This window comes from uncultured Xylophilus sp., assembly GCA_913776965.1.
GTDB lineage: Bacteria > Pseudomonadota > Gammaproteobacteria > Burkholderiales > Burkholderiaceae_C > Xylophilus.
Window position 1 is genome coordinate 42223 of sequence record CAJYQL010000031.1, and the last position, 17961, is coordinate 60183.

The following is a 17961-nucleotide window of genomic DNA, read 5'->3' on the forward strand; positions in this document are numbered from 1 at the left end:
TGCGCGCCTCAGTCCGGCGGCAGGCGGCGCGGCGCGGCCCGCGGCAGGTGCCAGCGGTAGTGCACCGACAGGTAGCGCAGTACGAAGCACACCGCCAGCGCGCACCAGGTCCGCAGATCCGACTGCCAGCCGAGCATCTGGCCCGCCACCTCGATCGCCGCGCCGAGCAGCGCGGCCGACGCATAGATCTCGCGGCGCAGGATCACCGGTACCCGGTTGAGCAGCACGTCGCGCAGCACGCCGCCGCCGACGGCCGTCACCATGCCGAGCAGGATCGCCACCTCGGCGTTCTGGCCGAACGCCATCGCCTTCTGCGCCCCGGTCACGGCGAACAGGCCGAGCCCGATCGAGTCGAACAGCATCACCGGATGCGCCAGCCGTTCCACCAGGGTGTGCGCGGCCAGCGCCATCGCGGTCGCGACCAGCACCACCGTCAGGTAGCGCCAGTCCGCCAGGCCGGCCGGCGGCACCGCGCCGATGCACAGGTCGCGCAGCACCCCGCCGCCGCAGGCGACCGCGAAGGCGATCGCCACCACGCCGAACCAGTCCAGCCCGCGGTTGCGGGCCGCCACCGCGCCGCTCAGCGCGAAGGCGAAGGTGCCGGCGAGGTCGAGCACCGTGAACAGGTGCCGGTCGTTCAGGCTCGACAGAGCCCAGTCGTAGACATTCATGAGGACGGATGGCGAAGATCGGTCCCGTAGCGGCTGCTGCGCCGGCGGGGCCGCGCGATGCTACCCGCACGGCCCCTGCCGCTGTCCGTCGATGCCGCCCGGGGCGGCGGCGCCCGTCAGAAGGTGTGGATCAGGCCGACGGTGGCGCCGGTGCCGGTCGGCTTGTTGGCCGCGCCCTGGAAGTTGTCGCGCCAGCGGGTGCGGTCGAGTTCCGCATACAGCCGGCTGCGGCGCGAGAGCTTGTATTCCGCGAAGAAGATCGCGCGGGTGTAGCCGTCGTCGCGCTGGCCGGTGCGCTGCCGGTTCAGGCGGTAGACCGCCGCGGTCAGGTCCACCGCGGACGTCACGCCCCAGGTGCTGCCGAGCGATTGCACCTGCTGCACGGTGCGGGCGGTGGCGGTCGTCTCGGCCTCGCTGCGGCCGGTGTTGGCCGCCAGGCGCACGGCGCCCCACTGGTAGGCAGCGCCGACCGTGGCGGCGTCAAGCGTCAGGCCGGCCGGCGACCGGAAGGTCTGCCACGCGCCCGACAACGCCAGGCCGCCGTCGGCATAGGCCAGGCCCGCGCCGGTGGACGACTGCGGCCGGGTGCCGGCCAGGTTCTCGCCGAATCCGTGCATCGCGCGTGCCGTCACCGGGCCGAAGCGGCCGGTGTACTTCACCGCGTTGTCGAGCCGGTAGGAGCCAGTCGTGGCACCGGCCGATCCGTACTCGATGCCCAGGCCGTGGGCGCTGAGCGCGGTGGTGGCGATGTTGGGGTTGAACGCGGCGAAGCGCATGCCCACCGGATCGACCGGGCCGATCGCGTCGGCCAGCAGGTTGGTCTGGCGGCCGGCGGTCACCGTGCCCCAGCCGCCGCCGAGGCCGACGGTGGAGGCGCGGTCGAAGAACTTGGCGTTGGCCGGCAGGCCGGTGTCGAGGTTCAGGCCGGTTTCCAGGTTGAACACTGCGAACAGTCCGCCGGCCAGGTCCTCGCGGCCCCGGAAGCCGAGCCGACTGGTGTTGTTCACGCCGCTGGCGAGCGCCGTGGCGGAGCCGGACGGCACGGCGGCGTTGGCCGCGCTCAGGCCGGAGGTGCGGCGCACGGCGAGGTCGGCGATGCCGTAGATCGTGACGCTGCTCTGGGCGCAGACCAAGGCCGGCACGGCGAGGGCCGCAGCCGCGGCGAGGGGGCGAAGGAGGTTCATCGGATGCTCGGGGGTGCGGAAGACGGGCAGCGCTCCGCCGCACCGGACGGGACCGGCGCGGCACGGAAGGCGCGGAGTTCGGAACGGGTCGGCACGCGGCGTGGCGTGCCCGGCGGGCCGGCGATGCGCGCTGCGCAGCCGGCAGCGCGGTCAGCGGGCGGCGGCGGCCGGCTCCATGCCGGTGCTGCGCACGATGCCGGCGGCCGCCGGCGACGCCAGGTAGCGGATCAGGTGGCGGGCCGCTTCCGGATCGCGCGCGCCGACGGCCAGGCCGGCCGAGAAGAACACCCGCTGCTGCACCTCGTCGGGCAGCGGGCCGACGAAGTCCAGCTCCTTGAACGGCAGCAGTTCGCTCACCTGCTGGAAGCCGAGCTCGGCATCGCCGCGCAGCACCACCGCGCCGACGCGCTCGCTGAAGATCTTGGTGGCCTTGGTCTTCATCTGCTCGGCCACGCCCAGGCGCGGGAACAGCTCGTTCGACAGGTAGGTGCCGCTGGCGCTGGCGGAATACGCAACGCTCTTGGCGTTCAGCAGCGTCTGCTTCAGGGCCTCGACCGTGCTGATGTCGGGCTTGGGCGTGCCCTTGCGCACGCTCAGGCCGATCATCGAGCGGCCCAGGTCCACGCGGCTGCCGGGCTGCACCTTGCCTTCGGCGGCGAGCTTGTCCAGCGCGGAGTCGGCCAGGATGATCACGTCGAACTGCTCTCCGCGTGCCATTCGGCTCGGGATCGAGTCCGGCGCGTTGCCGATCGAGGCGCCCCGCTCGGTCACCACCTTGTGGCCGGTGGCCTGTTCGTACAGCGGCACCAGCTGGTCGTAGGCGGCCGAGAAGCCGCCGGAGGTGACGACCCGGATCTCGCCGGCCTGGACCGCGGCAGGTGCGGCCGCGCCGAAGGTCAGGCCCAGCGTCAGGGCGGTGCCGAGCAGCGCACCGACGGTGCGGCGGCGCAGGCCGGCGGGCGGCAGCGGGGTGGAGGCGATGGACGTCATGGCGTGTCTCGGTTGTGGTTGTGGTGGTGATGGGTGCTGCTGGTCGGGGGGTCGCTGCGGTGCGGCCTGCGCGTCAGTCCGCGGTGATCTTGCGTTCGCGGATGATCCGGCCCCACTTCTCGTTCTCGGCGACGATGAACTTGCCCAGTTCCTCGCGGCTGCCCGGCGCGACGGTCTGGCCGTGCTTGAGCAGCGCTTCGCGTACGTCCGGCGCGTTCAGCACCTTGACGATCTCGGTGTTCCAGCGGTCGAGCAGCGGCGCGGGCGTCTTGGCCGAGGCGACGAAGGCGTACCAGTTGGTCGCGTTGAAGCCGGGGAAGGTCTCGGCCACGGTCGGCACCTTCGGCAGGTATGCCGGGCGCGTCAGGCCGGTGGTCGCCAGCGGGATCAGCTTGCCGCTCTCGATGTGCGGCAGCGCGGTGGGCGGTGCGGCGTAGAACGAGACGACGCGGTCGCCCAGCACGTCCTGCAGGGCCGGCGCGCCGCCCTTGTAGGGCACGTGCACCACATCGATCTTGGCGACGTCGTTCAGCAGTTCGCCCGCCAGGTGGGAAGCCGAGCCGGGGCCGGTGGAGGCGAAGTCCAACCTGCCCGGCTCGCGCCTGGCCTTCGCGACGTACTCGCCGAGGGTCTTGATGCCGGAACTGGCCGGCACCACCAGCACGTTGGGGAAGGACACGCCCATGCTGATCGGCGCCAGGTCCTTGACCGGGTCGTAGCCGACCTTCATAAAGTGCGGCGCGATGCTCAGCGGGCCGATCGAGCCGAACAGCAGCATCGAACCGTCGGACGGGCCGCGCGCCACCTGGACGTGCGCTAGGTTGCCGCCGGCGCCCGGCTTGTTGTCCACGACCACCGACTGGCCGATGTTCTCGCTCAGCTTCTTGGCGATGATCCGGGCCGCGATGTCGGCCGAACCGCCGGCGGCGAAGCCGACGACCAGGGTGACCGGCTTCTTCGGCGGAAAGTCCTCGGCGTGGGCGGCCGGGGTCAGGAAGGAAAGACCGGCCGCGAGGGCGCAGGTCAGGGCAAGGGTTCGGCGTTGCATGCTGTCTCCGTGAGGCGCGGTGGAGCCGGAGGGGCTCCGAAACGGCCGCGATCGTAGGCAGCGCGTACTATTCTGTGAATTGCAATTTACAGAGACACTGTTGCATGCAGCGCATCAAATTCGACCTGGGTGAGCTGATGGCGTTCGTCGTGACCGCCGAGAAGGCCAGCTTCCGGCACGCGGCCGAGACATTGTTCCTGTCGCCGCCCGCGCTGAGCCGGCGGGTGGAGCGGCTGGAAGCCGCGGTCGGCGCCCGGCTGCTGGAGCGGACGACGCGCCAGGTCGAACTGACGACCGTCGGCCAGGAATTCCTGCGTGAGGCGCGCACGGCGCTTGCGGGGCTCGACCAGGCGGTGCAGCGGGTCGGCGACCAGTTGCGTCTGGGCCACGGAAAGGTGGCGATCGCCTGCATCCCGTCGGTCGCGACGCATCTGCTGCCGCAGGTATTGCGCTCGTTCACGCAGCAGCATCCGGAAGTACAAGTGCAGGTGATCGACGAGAGTGCGCCGCAGGTCCGCGATGCGGTGGTACGCGGCGATGCCGATTTCGGCATCAGCTTCACCGGCAGCCAGGAGCCGGAGCTGCGGTTCGAGGCGCTGATGCGCGAGCGCTACATGCTGGCCATGCCGGCCGACCATCCCTGGGCCGGGCGCGAGGCCGTCGCCTGGTCCGAACTGGCGGGGCAGCGGCTGGTGTCGGTATCGCACCGCAGCGGCAACCGGCTGCTGCTCGACCAGGTGGTGGCGGAGCTGCCGGGCCAGCCGGTGGCGTGGCACGAATGCAACCACCTGGCAGGCGCGCTGGCGCTGGTGGAGGCCGGCCTGGGCCTGGCCGCCATGCCGCAGCTGGCCCTGCGCCCGGGCCATGCGGCGGTCTGCGGCGTTCCGCTGGTCGACCCGCCGGTGTGGCGCACCCTCGGCGTGCTGCAGCGCCGCGACCGCACGCCGGGTCCGATGGCCGAGGCGCTGCGGCAGCACCTGCTGCAGGCGCATCCCGCGCGTTGAGCCGCCGCAGGCGGTATCAGGCGGCGGGCGTCGCCCGTGCGGCCCGCTTGGCGATCTCCAGCTTGGCGATCGCGTTGCGGTGCACCTCGTCCGGGCCGTCGACGATGCGCACCGTGCGCTGGTGGGCATAGGCTTCAGCCAGCCAGAAGTCCTGGCTCACGCCGCCGCCGCCGTGGGCTTGGATCGCCCAGTCCACCACCTTGCACGACATGTTGGGCGCGACCACCTTGATCATCGCGATCTCGGCCCGCGCCTCCTTGTTGCCGACCGTGTCCATCCGGTGCGCGGCGTTCAGCACCAGCAGGCGGGCCTGGTCGATCATGCAGCGCGACTCGGCGATCCGCTCGTGCCAGATCGACTGCTCCGACAGCGGCCGGCCGAAGGCGACCCGGCTGCGCAGGCGGTCGATCATCATCTCCAGCGCCCGCTCGGCCGCACCGATCGAGCGCATGCAGTGGTGAATTCGCCCCGGGCCGAGGCGGCCCTGCGCGATCTCGAAGCCGCGCCCCTCGCCGAGCAGGATATTGGAGGCCGGCACCCGCACGTTCTCCAGCAGGATCTCCATGTGACCGTGCGGCGCGTCGTCGTAGCCGAACACGTGGATCGGCCGCACGACGGTGACACCCGGCGTGTCGCGCGGCACCAGCACCATCGACTGCTGCTGGTGCTTGGGCGCCTCCGGATCGGTCTTGCCCATCACCACGAAGATCTTGCAGTGCGGCACGCCCGCACCGGACGAGAACCACTTGCGCCCGTTGATCACGTATTCGTCGCCTTCGCGGCGGATGGTGCACTGGATGTTGGTCGCGTCGGACGAGGCCACCGCCGGCTCGGTCATCAGGAAGGCCGAACGGATCTCGCCGGCGAGCAGCGGGTCGAGCCACTGGCGCTTGTGCTCCTCGGTGCCGTAGCGCTCGATCGTCTCCATGTTGCCGGTATCGGGCGCCGAGCAGTTGAACACCTCGCCCGACCAGCTGACCCGGCCCATCACCTCGCACAGCGGCGCGTAGTCGCGGTTGGAAATGCCGGGCACGCCCTTGTACTCGTGCGGCAGGAACATGTTCCAGAGACCGGCCGCCCGCGCGACCGGCTTGAGCTCCTCCACCACCGGGACGTGGCGCCAGGGATCGCCTTCGCGCCGCATCGCGTCGAGCTCACGGGCGTAGCGCTCCTCGTTGGGATAGATGTAGGCGTCGAAGAAGGCGTTGAGCCTCTGCAACAGATCCTGCGTCTTGGCGGAATGGTCTCCGAGCATGGGGGGCTCCTGGCGGTGGGAAATCGGCGGCACGCGCGGTGCCTGCAGCCCGGATTGCACACCGCCGCCGCCACGCCGGCAGTCCCGCGCGTGACGCGCGGCGCCGCCGCGACGGTGCGGGGGACTGCGCCGGAGCAGTGCCGGCAGAGTGCCGGGACGTGGGGCTCAGTCCTGCCGGATCGCCTCGGCCTGGATGCGCAGCTGCACCGTGGGCTTCATGCCCATGTCGAGGCCGAAGGTGATGCCGAAATCGCCGCGGTTGAAGGTGCCGCGCAGGTCGGCGCCGCAGGTTTCGCGCTTGTTGATCGGATGCTCCGGCACGCAGCGGAAGCTCACCACGTCGAGCTTGACCGGCCTGGTGACGCCGTGCAGCGTGAGTTCGCCCCGCACGGTGCGCGGCATGCCGTTGCGGAAATCCGTCAGCCGGCCCTTGTAGGTGGCGGTGGGATAGCGGTCGGTGTCGAAGATGTCGGCCGCGCGGGCATGGCGGTTCATCTCGTCGTGGCCGAAGTCGATCGAGGTGGTGTCGATCGTCACGTCCACCGTGCCGGTGCCGGCGGCACGGTCGAGCTCCACCGTGCCGCTCGAGCGGTTGAACTTGCCGCGCCAGATCGACAGGCCCATGTGGTCGGCCTCGAAACTGGGATAGGTGTGGCCCGGATCGAGTTCGTACCGCACCGGGGCCGCCAGAGCGGTGACGGACACGAGTACGGAGGCCAGGGCTCCCAGGGCGCGAACGGAACGGGTGGACAGGGTCATGGCAAGGGACTTTCGTGGAAGGCGGTTTTGTGGGGGACGAGCGCAAAGTGTAGGAACGCCTCCGTCGGCACCGGTAACGGTCGCCGCAGGGACACGCCCGCGTCCGTGCCACGCACCAGAATCGCCGCATGGGAACGCTCTACCTCGTGCGCCACGGCCAGGCGTCGTTCGGCGCGGACGACTACGACCGGCTCAGTCCGCTCGGGCACCGGCAGGCCGAGCGGCTCGGTGCCTACTTCCGGGAGCGGGGCGTGGCGTTCGGCGCGGCCTTCACCGGCACCCTGCGCCGCCATGCCGAGACGTTCGAGGGCATCGCCCGCGGGATGGGCGGCGGGGCCGCGCCGGCCCCCTCCGCCCTGCCCGGCCTGAACGAATACGACAGCGCTGCGGTCATTGCCGCGTTCCACACCGATCCCCTGCCGCCGGCCGACACGTCCGACGGCTACCGCCACCATTTCCGGCTGCTGCGCGAAGGGCTCGGGCACTGGATGGACGGCCGCACCGCGCCGGCCGGCATGCCTACGCACGCGGTGTTCGTCGAAGGCGTGGTCGCGGCGCTCGATGCGGTGCGCGGCTGCCAGGGCGACGTGCTGCTGGTGTCCTCCGGCGGTCCGATCTCGACGGCCGTCGGCCATGTGCTCGGCACGCCGGCGGCGACGGTGATCGAGCTGAACCTGCGCATCCGCAACACGGCGGTCACCGAATTCGTCTTCAACCCGAAACGCCACAGCCTGCTGAGCTTCAACACCCTGCCGCACCTGGACGCCGACGAGCACCGCGACTGGCATACCTACGCCTGACATTGCACGCGCGGCGCGTGCATCGTGGTCGGCTGCCTCCTACAGACGGGCGGCGCCCGGCGCTACGGGGCAGGCCGACCGGCACTTTCCACAATCGCGAATCCCCACAGGTTCCGCAAGAAAGACCGCCGCCATGGACCAGGCCCCTTCGCAGTCCCCGCCCGTCGCCCGCGCCGGCAGCCTGCCGCCCTCGACGACCGTGCGATTCACGCTCAACGGGCAGCCCGTGCAGCAGCAGGTCGAGCCGTGGACCACGCTGCTCGACATGCTGCGCGAGCGCTGCCGGCTGACCGGCACCAAGAAGGGCTGCGACCACGGCCAGTGCGGCGCCTGCACCGTGCTGGTTGACGGCCGGCGCATCAACAGCTGCCTCACCCTCGCGGTGATGCACGAGGATGCTGACATCGTGACGGTCGAGGGCCTGGCCGACGGCGAGGCGCTGCATCCCCTGCAGCAGGGCTTCATCGACCACGACGCCTTCCAGTGCGGCTACTGCACGCCGGGCCAGCTGTGTTCGGCGGTCGGGCTGCTGCGCGAAGGCCATGCGCAGAACGAGGACGACGTGCGCGAACAGATGAGCGGCAACCTGTGCCGCTGCGGTGCCTATCCACACATCGTCGAATCGGTGGTGCAGGTGCTGCGCGACCCGGCGGCCCGCAACGCCGGCGGCCGGACCTGGGAGCCGGCCGCATGACGCCCTTCGCCTACGAACGCGCCACCAGCGCCGACGACGCGGTCCAGCGCGCGGCCGGCCTGGCCGGCGCCGTGCGCTTCATCGCCGGCGGCACCAACCTGCTCGACCTGATGAAGGAAGGCGTGACGACGCCGGAACGGCTGATCGATATCGGTCGCCTGCCGCTCGCCGCGATCGAGACGCTGCCCGACGGCGGGCTGCGGATCGGCGCGCTGGTGCGCAACGCCGACTGCGCCTGGCACGCCGAGGTGCGGAGCCGCCATCCGCTGCTGGCGCAGGCCCTGCTCGCCGGCGCATCGCCCCAGCTGCGCAACATGGCGACGACCGGCGGCAACCTGCTCCAGCGCACCCGCTGCTACTACTTCTACGACGTCGGCACCCCCTGCAACAAGCGGGCGCCGGGCACCGGCTGCGGCGCGGTCGGCGGCGTCAACCGCATCCACGCGATCCTGGGCGCGAGCGAGCACTGCATCGCGGTGCACCCGTCGGACATGTGCGTCGCGCTGGCGGCGCTCGAAGCGACGGTCGAGGTGCAGGGCACGTCCGGGCCGCGCACCATCCCGATGGCGGAATTCCACCGCCTGCCGGGCGACCGTCCGGAGCAGGACACCACGCTCGGCGACGGCGAACTGATCACCGGCGTGGTGCTGCCGGCGCCGCGCTTTGCCCGCCACACCGCCTACGTCAAGATCCGCGACCGCCGCTCCTATGCGTTCGCGCTGGTGTCGGTCGCCGCGGCGCTCGACCTTGCCGACGACGGTTCGATCCGCGCCGCGCGGGTCGCGCTCGGCGGTGTCGCCCACCGGCCCTGGCGCCGGCCCGAGGCCGAGGCCCTGCTGGAAGGCCGCCCCGCCACCGATGCCGAGTTCGGCCGGCTGGCCGACGCGCTGATCGACGGCGCGCGTGGCCAGGGCCAGAACGACTTCAAGATCGACCTCGCGCGCACGACCATCGTCCGCGCACTCGCAGACGCAGCCGCCGCGGAGGCCCTCGCATGAACGACTCCGGCTTCGACCGCCCCGACATCACCCTGCCGCGCCCGTTCGGCGACGCCGTGCCGCGGGTGGACGGCCGCGCCAAGGTGACCGGCACTGCACGCTATGCGGCCGAGCATTTCGCCGACGACCTGGCCTACGGCGTAGTGGTGTCGAGCACCATCACGCGCGGCCGGATCCGGCGGATCGACTGCAGCGCCGCGCTCGCCTTTCCCGGCGTGCTGGACGTGCTCACCCACGAGCACCGGCTGCCGATGGCGCGCCACGACCTGTTCCACAAGGACATCGATGCGCCGTCGGGCTCGCCGTTCCGGCCGCTCTACGACGACCTGGTGCATTCGGCCGGCCAGCCGGTGGCGCTGGTGATCGCCGAGACCTTCGAGATCGCCCGCCATGCGGCGCGGCTGGTGGAGGTGCACTACGAAGCCGGGCTGCACCGCAGCGACCTGGAAGCCCACCTGGGCGATGCCTACCAACCCAGCCGGCTCAAGCTCGGCTACCAGCCGCCGCCGAAGCCGCGCGGCGACGCGGCCGCGGCGTTCGCCGAGGCGCCCTTCAAGGTCGCGGCCGATTTCCATGCGGCGGCCGAGTACCACAACCCGATGGAGATGCACGCCAGCACCGTGATCTACGACGGCCCCGGCCGGCTGACGATCTACGACAAGACCCAGGGCGTGCAGAACTCGCGCATGTACCTGGCGCATGCGCTCAAGCTGCGCAAGCACGACATCCGGGTACTGGCACCCTTCATCGGCGGTGCCTTCGGCTCGGGCCTGCGGCCGCAGTACCAGCTGGTGCTGGCGGCGATGGGCGCGCTGATGCTGCGCCGGCCGGTGCGGGTGGTGCTGACCCGCCAGCAGATGTTCACTTTCGGCCACCGGCCGGAGACGCGCCAGTCGCTCAAGCTGTCGTGCGATGCCGAGGGCCGGCTCACCTCGATCCGCCACAAGGCGATCGCCGAGACCTCGCGCGCGGAGGACTACGTCGAGATCGTGGTGAACTGGTCCGGCCTGCTCTACCGCTGCGACAACGTCGCGCTCGACTACAAGGTGGTGCAGCTCGACCGCTTCACGCCGCTCGACATGCGGGCGCCGGGTGCGGTCACCGGGCTGCATGCGCTCGAGTGCGCAGTGGACGAGCTGGCCGCGGCGGCCGGCGTCGATCCGCTCGAATTCCGGCTGCGCAACTACACCGACCGCAACGAGGCCGAGGACAAGCCCTTCTCCAGCAAGGCCCTGCACGACTGCTATGCCGAGGCGGCCGAACGTTTCGGCTGGGCCCGGCGCACGCCGGAGCCGGGCTCGATGCGCGACGGGCGCACCCGCATCGGCTGGGGCTGCGCCACCGGGGTTTGGGACGCGATGCAGATGCCGGGTTCGGCCCGCGCCGTCCTGCAGGCCGACGGTTCGCTCGACGTGAGCAGCGCGACCGCCGACATCGGCACCGGCACCTACACCGTGATGACGCAGATCGCGGCGGCGGCGCTGGGCCTGCCGCTGGACCGGGTCCGCTTCGCCCTCGGCGACTCCGAGATGCCGATGGCGCCGATCGAGGGCGGCTCGATGACCGTCGCCACCATCGGCACCGCGGTCGAGGCGGCCTGCCGCAAGGTCGCGAAGAAGCTGTTCCGCCTGGTGCGCATCCTGCCGGACGCGCCACTCGGCAAGCCGCTGTTCTCCGAGGTGGAGTTCGTGGGCGGCACGATCCGGCTGAAGGCCGATCCGTCGCGCGCCGTCGCCTTCACCGAGTTGCTGCAGCGCAGCCGCCTGCAGGCGATCGACATGAAGACCACCACGCTGCCGCACCTGCTGCGCCAGCGCAAGTACACCCGTTCCACCCACTCGGCGGTGTTCGTCGAGGTGCGGGTGGACGAGGACTACGGTACCGTGGAAGTCAGCCGGGTGGTGAGCGCGATCGCAGCCGGCCGGATCGTGAACCCGAAGACCGCTGCCAGCCAGATCGAGGGCGCGATCGTCTGGGGGATCGGCAAGGCACTGCACGAGGACACGCTGCATGACCACCGGCTCGGCAAGGTGATGAACCACAACCTGGCGGAGTACCACATCTCGGCGAACCGGGACATCGGCCGCATCGAGGTGATGTTCGTCGAGGAAGAGGACGCGATCGTCAATCCGCTGGGTGTGAAGGGCGTGGGCGAGATCGGCATCGTCGGCGTGTCGGCCGCGATCGCCAACGCGATCTGGCATGCGACCGGCCGGCGCATGCATGCACTGCCGATGACGCCGGACCGGGTGCGGCCGCCCCAGGCGGCTCCCGTGGGTGCAGCGCCGGTCGGGCTGTAGCGCGACCGCCGGCCGGGACCGGCGGCAATCCCTTGCTACAACTGCGCCCCGGCGGGCCGCCACCCCGCCGGTATCATCCGCGCAGCCATGCTCGAGCAACGTATCCACCAGCATTTCATCGACAGCGCGGACCTGAACTACCAGTCCGCAGAGGCGCTCGGATCGCCGATCGCCGCCGCCGTGCAGGCGATCCTGACCAGTGTGACCGGCGGCGGCAAGGTGCTGGCCTGCGGCAACGGCACCTCCGCGGCACTCGCCCAGGTGCTGGTCGCTTCCTTCGTCGGCGGCTTCGAGCGCGAGCGCCCCGAACTCGCGGCGCTGGCCCTGACCACCGACGGTGCGCTGCTCACCGCCACCGGGCCGGAGCCCGACGCGTCCCCGCTGTTCGCGCGGCAGGTGCGGGCGCTGGGCCATGCGGGCGACGTGCTGGTGGCGCTGTCACCCGGCGGCAACTGCGCCAACCTCCTCGCCGCCATCGACGCCGCGCACGAGCGCGACATGACCGTGGTGGCGCTGACCGGCCGCCACGGCGGCCGGATCGCCGGCCTGCTGCGCGAGACCGACATCCACCTCTGCGTGCCGCATGACCGCGCGGCACGCGTCCACGAAGTCCATGCTCTGGCCCTCCACTGCATCTGCGACAGCGTGGATGCCCAACTGCTCGGCGAACAGGACATCGCACCATGAACCGCTTTTTCTCTCCCTCTGCTTCCACCGGCTTCTCTCGCATGCCGCGGACGGCCTGCATCGCCCTGGCCGCCGGCCTGCTGGCCGGCGCGCTGTCCGGCTGCGTGCCGCTGGTGATCGGCGGCGCGGCCGTGGCCGGCACCGGCCTGGTCGTGACCGACCGCCGGACCGCCGGCACCCAGCTGGAGGACGAGAGCATCGAGCGCCGGGCCGGCAATGCGATCAGCACCAGCGCGGCCGAAGCCCGCGTGCACGTCAACGTGACCAGCTACAACCGGCAGGTGCTGCTGACCGGCGAGGCGCCGACCGAGGCCGACCGCCAGCTCGTCGAGCAACTGGTGGCCCGCGTCGAGAACGTGCGCGGCGTGGTCAACGACATCGCGATCGCGCCGCCCTCCAGCCTCGCCGACCGGTCGCGCGACGCCTTCATCACCGCCCAGGTCAAGGCCAGCTTCGTCGATGCGAAGGACATCTACGCCAACGCGTTCAAAGTGACGACGGAACGCAGCACCGTCTACCTGATGGGCCGGGTCAGCCAGCGCGAGGCGAACCGCACCGCCGAGATCGCCCGTGGCGTACGGGGCGTGACCAAGGTGGTCCGGGTGTTCGAGCTGATCAGCGAGCAGGAACTGTCGAACATCGGCCGCCAGCAACCGCCTGCGCCGTCGTCGGAAGCGGCGATGCCCGCCGCAGCAGCACCGGCGCCTGCGCCGCTGCCGGCTCCGGCCCCTGCACCGGCCCCGTCGGGTGCGGTGGTGACGCCGGTGCGGTAGGCATCGGCGCGCCCTGCGTGCGGGCGGCCGATCAGCGGCCGTGCCCTTCCCGCAGGGCCATCGGGCCTACAGCCGCTTGATGAGGCTGGACGTGTCCCAGCGCTGGCCGCCCATCTGCTGCACGTCGCCGTAGAACTGGTCCACCAGGGCCGTGACCGGCACCCGGGCGCCGTTGCGACGCGCCTCGTCGAGCACCAGCCCCAGGTCCTTGCGCATCCAGTCCACCGCGAAGCCGAAATCGAATCGGCCTTCCACCATCGTCTTGCCGCGGTTGTCCATCTGCCAGCTCTGGGCAGCGCCCTTGCCGATCACGTTGAGCACCTGGGCCATGTCGAGGCCCGCCTTCTGGCCGAAGGCGACCGCTTCGGCCAGGCCCTGCACCAGCCCGGCGATGCAGATCTGGTTGACCATCTTCGCCAGTTGGCCAGCGCCCGCCTCGCCCAGCCGCGTGAAGGCGCGCGAGAAGGCGGCTGCCACCGGAGCCACCGTGTCGAAGGCGGCTGGGTCGCCGCCGCACATCACGGTAAGCGCGCCGTTCTGCGCGCCCGCCTGGCCGCCGGACACCGGCGCATCGACGAAGTGCAGGCCGGCCGCACGCGCCGCGGCGTACAGTTCGCGGGCGACGTCGGCCGAGGCGGTGGTGTGGTCCACGAAGATCGCGCCTTCGCGCATGCCGGCGAAAGCGCCGTCGTCGCGGCGCTGGCCGTCTTCCCTGGCGGTACCGAGCACGATGGCGCGCAGATCGTCATCATTGCCGACGCAGCAGAACACGATGTCCGCGCCGTCCGCCGCCGCACGGGGCGTCGGTGCGGTGCGTCCGCCGAACTCGGCCGCCCATGCTTCCGCCTTGGCGGCCGTGCGGTTGTAGACCGTGACCGTGTGGCCGGCGCGGGCCAGATGGCCGGCCATCGGTCCGCCCATCACCCCCAGCCCCAGGAAGGCGACGGTGCGCGAAGGCGTGACGGCGTAGCTCTTGGAAGCGAGTGTGGACATGGCGTGGACAAAGAGGGAGGGAGAGAAGACCGCGGCACGGGGACCGGGAGGAGAACTGCCTGTGGGAAGAGATGCATCCCGCAGACACAGGGGACGCAGAGGAGGGGCTATTGTTCTTTTCGGCTGGGCCACAAGGGGGAGCCGCACGTAGTGAGTGCCGCTTCTTCTTCCTCTGCGTCCTCTGTGCCCGCAGCGGAAGCGGGGAGAACGAAACCGCAGGCTATCACAGCGCTGGGGGTGTCCTGTAGGCGCAAACCCCTGTTACACGATTTCCAGATGTTCGGTACCGCCCAGTAGGTCGAGCGACTTGGCCCGCTGGCTGTTGAGCTTGATCTGCAGCCGCAGGTCGTTGACCGAATCGGCGTTGCGCAGCGCATCTTCGTAGGTGACCACGCCGCCCTCGAACAGGTCGAACAGCGCCTGGTCGAAGGTCTGCATGCCGAGGTTGCGGCTCTTCTTTATGATCTCCTTGATCTCCGACACCTCGCCCTTGAAGATCAGGTCGGAGATCAGCGGCGTGTTCAGCATCACCTCGACCGCCGCCGCCCGGCCCTTGCCGTCCTGCTTGGGCAGCAGCCGCTGCGAGATCATGGCGCGCAGGTTCAGCGACAGGTCCATCAGCAGCTGCACCCGCCGCTCTTCCGGGAAGAAGTTGATGATCCGGTCGAGTGCCTGGTTGGCGCTGTTGGCGTGCAGCGTGGCCAGGCACAGGTGGCCGGTTTCGGCGAAGGCGACGGCATGCTCCATCGTCTCGCGGTCGCGGATCTCGCCCATCAGGATCACGTCCGGCGCCTGGCGCAGCGTATTCTTCAACGCGGCTTCCCAGTTGTCGGTATCGAGGCCGACTTCGCGCTGCGTCATCACGCAGTTCTTGTGCGGATGCACGAATTCGACCGGGTCCTCGACGGTGATGATGTGGCCGAAGGAATTCTCGTTGCGCCAGTCCACCATCGCCGCGAGCGTCGTCGACTTGCCCGAGCCGGTGGCGCCGACCAGGATGCAGAGACCGCGCTTGGTCATCACCACGTCCTTGAGCACCTGCGGCACGCCCAGGCCGTCGATCGTCGGGATCACGGTGGGGATCAGCCGCAGCACCATGCCGACCTTGCCCTGCTGCACGAAGGCATTGACGCGGAAACGGCCCACGCCGGCGGGCGAGATCGCGAAATTGCACTCCTTGGTGCGTTCGAAGTCCGCTGCCTGCCGGTCGTTCATGATCGAGCGTGCCAGCGCCAGCGTGTGGCCCGGCCCGAGCGGCTGCGGCGACACCTTGGTCACCTTGCCGTCGACCTTGATCGCCGGCGGGAATTCGCTGGTGATGAACAGATCGCTGCCACCGCGGCTGACCATCAGCTTGAGCAGGTCGTTGATGAATTTGCTGGCCTGGTCGCGTTCCATCGCGTCGCCTTCGGTACTGGATGTGCGGGGAGGAGTGAGAACGGGCGCGGTGCCGGCGCCGTCAGCTGCCGTCGCCGAGCCGGGCGCTGACGACGCGCAGCCGCAGCGACAGCTTGCGCGCGAGCAGCGCGATCAGGTTCGCGGCGAGCTGCGGTTCCGCATCGACCATCCGGTCGAGCGATTCCGCCGTGAGCACCGCGATGGCGCAGTCGTCGAGCGTGGTGCAGGTCGAGAAGCGGATGCCGCTGTCGAGCAGCGACATCTCGCCCAGCACGTCGCCCGGCCGCACCTCGGCCAGGCGCAGGTCCTCGCCCCAGGGCTGGCGGCGGTCCACCGCGATGGTCCCGTCGACCAGCATCACCATGAAATTGCCGTATTCGTCCTGGCGGATCACCTGCTGGTGTGCTGCGACCGAGGCGAACGAGAAGAAGGGTTCCAGTCGCGCGATCTGCCCGTAGGTGAGGCGGCCCATGTGGCGGTCGTGCTGCCAGGCCTGCGCCAGCAGCGCCATGCCCTCGGCCGTCGGCAGCGCCTGCGCATCGATGCCGGCGGCCCGCGCGGGCCACGACACCAGCCGCGACATGTCCACGCCCAGGTCGTCGAACGCCCGGGCGAAGAAGCCGCCGACAGGACTTCCGCCAATAAGGCCGGTCGGCAGGGTCGTTTCGGAGTGTCGGGTCGGATCCATGGTGTCTGCCGTGCCGCCCCGCATCAGCCGGGGAAGTTGTCCGGGATCTTCGCCTTGCTGCGCGCTTCGGCCGGCGAGATGAGGTTACGCCGCACCAGGTCGGTCAGGTTCTGGTCAAGCGTCTGCATGCCGACGCTGTTGCCCGTCTGGATCGCCGAGTACATCTGGGCGACCTTGGCCTCGCGGATCAGGTTGCGGATGGCGCTGGTGCCCAGCATGATTTCGTGCGCCGCGACGCGGCCGCTGCCGTCCTTGGTCTTGCAGAGCGTCTGCGAGATCACCGCCTGCAGCGACTCGGACAGCATCGCACGGATCATTTCCTTCTCGTCGGCCGGGAACACGTCGATGATCCGGTCGATCGTCTTGGCGGCCGACGAGGTGTGCAGCGTGCCGAACACCAGGTGGCCGGTCTCGGCGGCTGTCATCGCGAGGCGGATGGTCTCCAGGTCGCGCATCTCGCCGACCAGGATCGCGTCGGGGTCTTCCCGCAGCGCGGAGCGCAGCGCCGCCGCGAAATTCTTGGTGTGCGGTCCGACCTCGCGCTGGTTGATCAGGCACTTCTTGGACTGGTGCACGAATTCGATAGGGTCCTCGACGGTGAGGATGTGGCCGTACTCGTTCTCATTGAGGTAGTCCACCATCGCGGCGAGGGTGGTGGACTTGCCGGAGCCGGTCGGGCCGGTGACCAGCACCATGCCGCGCGGCTTGAGCGCGAGGTCCGCGAAGATCTTCGGCGCCTTGAGCTCCTCCAGGGTCAGGATCTTCGAGGGAATGGTCCGGAACACGGCGCCCGCGCCCCGCTGCTGGTTGAAGGCGTTGACCCGGAAGCGGGCCAGGCCTTCGATCTCGAACGAGAAGTCGACTTCCAGGAACTCCTCGTAGGCCTTGCGCTGGCTGTCGTTCATGATGTCGTACACCATGGCGTGCACGCCCTTGTGGTCGAGCGCATCGACATTGAGCCGCCGCACGTCGCCATGGACCCGAATCATGGGCGGCAGGCCGGCCGACAGGTGCAGGTCGGAAGCCTTGTTCTTGACGCTGAAAGCCAGCAGCTGGGTGATGTCCACGGAGGTCCTCGGGCACGGGTCGTTTGCTACGCTCGAACGATTATGACAACGATCGGTAACAACCTTGCGGCCGTGCGCCAGCGCATCGCCGCAGCCTGTGCGGCGGCCGGCCGCGACCCGGCCGGCGTGCAGCTGCTGGCGGTCTCGAAGACCTTTGGGCCGGAGGCGGTGCAGGCCGCGCGCGACGCCGGCCAGCAGGCCTTCGGCGAGAACTACCTGCAGGAAGGCGTGGCCAAGGTCGAGGCGCTGCGCGCCCTCGGCCTCGTCGGCGTGGAATGGCACTGCATCGGCCCGGTGCAGTCCAACAAGACAAAGCTCGCCGCGGCCCACTTCGACTGGGTGCAGTCGGTCGACCGGCTGAAGATCGCCGAGCGGCTGTCGGCCCAGCGGCCGGACCACCTGCCGCCGTTGCAGGTCTGCCTGCAGGTGGATATCGACGGCGGCGCCAACAAGTCGGGTGCCGCGCCGGAGGACGTGCCGGCGCTGGCGCGCGCAGTGGCGGCGCTGCCGCGCCTGCAACTGCGCGGCCTGATGACGATTCCCGAGCCGCAGCCCGACGCCGCCGCCCAGGAGGCGGTGCACCGCCGGGCCCGCGCTCTGTTCGACCGGCTGGTGGCCGACGGGCTGCCGCTGGACACCCTTTCGATGGGCA

Annotated in this window: 18 protein-coding genes; 8 read left to right on the forward strand and 10 right to left on the reverse strand. The window is 70.5% G+C overall.

Features of this window, described 5'->3' with window-relative positions:
* Window positions 1-8 precede the first annotated feature (8 nt).
* From QZ500_RS05490 to QZ500_RS05505, 4 genes are all read right to left on the reverse strand, one after another.
* Window positions 9-671 (reverse strand): trimeric intracellular cation channel family protein, encoded by a 663-nt coding sequence (locus tag QZ500_RS05490; RefSeq protein ID WP_295851899.1) that lies wholly within the window; start codon window positions 669-671, stop codon window positions 9-11.
* Window positions 672-787: 116 nt separating this feature from the next.
* A complete protein-coding gene (locus tag QZ500_RS05495) occupies window positions 788-1855 on the reverse strand; it encodes a porin (RefSeq protein ID WP_295851901.1) in 1068 nt (355 codons plus the stop codon).
* 150 nt (window positions 1856-2005) lie between these two features.
* Window positions 2006-2845, reverse strand: coding sequence for a substrate-binding domain-containing protein (locus tag QZ500_RS05500; RefSeq protein WP_295851903.1), 840 nt, complete (start codon window positions 2843-2845; stop codon window positions 2006-2008).
* Between the two features lie 73 nt (window positions 2846-2918).
* Window positions 2919-3893 carry a tripartite tricarboxylate transporter substrate binding protein gene (locus QZ500_RS05505; RefSeq protein ID WP_295851906.1) on the reverse strand — a complete coding sequence of 325 codons (975 nt, stop codon included), beginning with the start codon at window positions 3891-3893 and terminating at the stop codon, window positions 2919-2921.
* A gap of 104 nt (window positions 3894-3997) precedes the next feature.
* Here QZ500_RS05505 and QZ500_RS05510 point away from each other — a divergent pair, with 104 nt between their 5' ends.
* Complete coding sequence (locus QZ500_RS05510; protein WP_295851908.1) at window positions 3998-4897, forward strand: LysR family transcriptional regulator; 900 nt, start codon at window positions 3998-4000, stop codon at window positions 4895-4897.
* Between the two features lie 16 nt (window positions 4898-4913).
* On the opposite strand, the gene QZ500_RS05515 is transcribed toward QZ500_RS05510, so the two are convergent.
* Window positions 4914-6152, reverse strand: coding sequence for an acyl-CoA dehydrogenase family protein (locus QZ500_RS05515; RefSeq protein WP_295851911.1), 1239 nt, complete (start codon window positions 6150-6152; stop codon window positions 4914-4916).
* Window positions 6153-6317: 165 nt separating this feature from the next.
* A complete protein-coding gene (locus QZ500_RS05520) occupies window positions 6318-6911 on the reverse strand; it encodes a YceI family protein (RefSeq protein WP_295851913.1) in 594 nt (197 codons plus the stop codon).
* Window positions 6912-7039: 128 nt separating this feature from the next.
* Between QZ500_RS05520 and QZ500_RS05525 the strand changes: the two genes are divergently transcribed.
* The 6 genes from QZ500_RS05525 (at window position 7040) to QZ500_RS05550 (ending at window position 13163) form a co-directional block, all read left to right on the forward strand.
* Window positions 7040-7711, forward strand: coding sequence for a histidine phosphatase family protein (locus QZ500_RS05525; RefSeq protein WP_295851915.1), 672 nt, complete (start codon window positions 7040-7042; stop codon window positions 7709-7711).
* A 133-nt stretch (window positions 7712-7844) separates the two neighbouring features.
* Window positions 7845-8405: a 2Fe-2S iron-sulfur cluster-binding protein gene (locus QZ500_RS05530; RefSeq protein WP_295851918.1), complete on the forward strand. Its 561-nt coding sequence runs from the start codon at window positions 7845-7847 to the stop codon at window positions 8403-8405.
* Window positions 8402-9403 (forward strand): xanthine dehydrogenase family protein subunit M, encoded by a 1002-nt coding sequence (locus QZ500_RS05535; RefSeq protein ID WP_295851920.1) that lies wholly within the window; start codon window positions 8402-8404, stop codon window positions 9401-9403. Before QZ500_RS05530 ends, QZ500_RS05535 begins: the two co-directional genes overlap by 4 nt.
* A complete protein-coding gene (locus QZ500_RS05540) occupies window positions 9400-11703 on the forward strand; it encodes a xanthine dehydrogenase family protein molybdopterin-binding subunit (RefSeq protein ID WP_295851922.1) in 2304 nt (767 codons plus the stop codon). The genes QZ500_RS05535 and QZ500_RS05540 overlap by 4 nt, the downstream gene beginning before the upstream one ends.
* A gap of 87 nt (window positions 11704-11790) precedes the next feature.
* Window positions 11791-12390 (forward strand): SIS domain-containing protein, encoded by a 600-nt coding sequence (locus tag QZ500_RS05545; RefSeq protein WP_295851924.1) that lies wholly within the window; start codon window positions 11791-11793, stop codon window positions 12388-12390.
* A gap of 41 nt (window positions 12391-12431) precedes the next feature.
* Entirely contained in the window at window positions 12432-13163 is a 732-nt protein-coding gene (locus tag QZ500_RS05550) for a BON domain-containing protein (protein WP_295851944.1), read from the forward strand.
* 66 nt (window positions 13164-13229) lie between these two features.
* On the opposite strand, the gene QZ500_RS05555 is transcribed toward QZ500_RS05550, so the two are convergent.
* From QZ500_RS05555 to QZ500_RS05570, 4 genes are all read right to left on the reverse strand, one after another.
* Window positions 13230-14156 carry an NAD(P)-dependent oxidoreductase gene (locus QZ500_RS05555; protein WP_295851926.1) on the reverse strand — a complete coding sequence of 309 codons (927 nt, stop codon included), beginning with the start codon at window positions 14154-14156 and terminating at the stop codon, window positions 13230-13232.
* Between the two features lie 261 nt (window positions 14157-14417).
* A complete protein-coding gene (locus QZ500_RS05560) occupies window positions 14418-15554 on the reverse strand; it encodes a PilT/PilU family type 4a pilus ATPase (RefSeq protein WP_295851928.1) in 1137 nt (378 codons plus the stop codon).
* A gap of 61 nt (window positions 15555-15615) precedes the next feature.
* Window positions 15616-16242: a cyclic nucleotide-binding domain-containing protein gene (locus QZ500_RS05565; RefSeq protein ID WP_295851930.1), complete on the reverse strand. Its 627-nt coding sequence runs from the start codon at window positions 16240-16242 to the stop codon at window positions 15616-15618.
* Window positions 16243-16265: 23 nt separating this feature from the next.
* Entirely contained in the window at window positions 16266-17309 is a 1044-nt protein-coding gene (locus tag QZ500_RS05570) for a type IV pilus twitching motility protein PilT (protein WP_295851933.1), read from the reverse strand.
* A gap of 42 nt (window positions 17310-17351) precedes the next feature.
* Here QZ500_RS05570 and QZ500_RS05575 point away from each other — a divergent pair.
* The coding region (locus tag QZ500_RS05575) for a YggS family pyridoxal phosphate-dependent enzyme (protein WP_295851938.1) at window positions 17352-17961 on the forward strand (610 nt) is incomplete at its 3' end.

Coding starts and splice junctions, on each gene's coding strand:
- QZ500_RS05490 (WP_295851899.1), bottom strand. CDS start 671: ATGAATGTCTACGACTGGGCTCTGTCGAGCCTGAACGACCGGCACCTG.
- QZ500_RS05495 (WP_295851901.1), bottom strand. CDS start 1,855: ATGAACCTCCTTCGCCCCCTCGCCGCGGCTGCGGCCCTCGCCGTGCCG.
- QZ500_RS05500 (WP_295851903.1), bottom strand. CDS start 2,845: ATGACGTCCATCGCCTCCACCCCGCTGCCGCCCGCCGGCCTGCGCCGC.
- QZ500_RS05505 (WP_295851906.1), bottom strand. CDS start 3,893: ATGCAACGCCGAACCCTTGCCCTGACCTGCGCCCTCGCGGCCGGTCTT.
- QZ500_RS05510 (WP_295851908.1), top strand. CDS start 3,998: ATGCAGCGCATCAAATTCGACCTGGGTGAGCTGATGGCGTTCGTCGTG.
- QZ500_RS05515 (WP_295851911.1), bottom strand. CDS start 6,152: ATGCTCGGAGACCATTCCGCCAAGACGCAGGATCTGTTGCAGAGGCTC.
- QZ500_RS05520 (WP_295851913.1), bottom strand. CDS start 6,911: ATGACCCTGTCCACCCGTTCCGTTCGCGCCCTGGGAGCCCTGGCCTCC.
- QZ500_RS05525 (WP_295851915.1), top strand. CDS start 7,040: ATGGGAACGCTCTACCTCGTGCGCCACGGCCAGGCGTCGTTCGGCGCG.
- QZ500_RS05530 (WP_295851918.1), top strand. CDS start 7,845: ATGGACCAGGCCCCTTCGCAGTCCCCGCCCGTCGCCCGCGCCGGCAGC.
- QZ500_RS05535 (WP_295851920.1), top strand. CDS start 8,402: ATGACGCCCTTCGCCTACGAACGCGCCACCAGCGCCGACGACGCGGTC.
- QZ500_RS05540 (WP_295851922.1), top strand. CDS start 9,400: ATGAACGACTCCGGCTTCGACCGCCCCGACATCACCCTGCCGCGCCCG.
- QZ500_RS05545 (WP_295851924.1), top strand. CDS start 11,791: ATGCTCGAGCAACGTATCCACCAGCATTTCATCGACAGCGCGGACCTG.
- QZ500_RS05550 (WP_295851944.1), top strand. CDS start 12,432: ATGCCGCGGACGGCCTGCATCGCCCTGGCCGCCGGCCTGCTGGCCGGC.
- QZ500_RS05555 (WP_295851926.1), bottom strand. CDS start 14,156: ATGTCCACACTCGCTTCCAAGAGCTACGCCGTCACGCCTTCGCGCACC.
- QZ500_RS05560 (WP_295851928.1), bottom strand. CDS start 15,554: ATGGAACGCGACCAGGCCAGCAAATTCATCAACGACCTGCTCAAGCTG.
- QZ500_RS05565 (WP_295851930.1), bottom strand. CDS start 16,242: ATGGATCCGACCCGACACTCCGAAACGACCCTGCCGACCGGCCTTATT.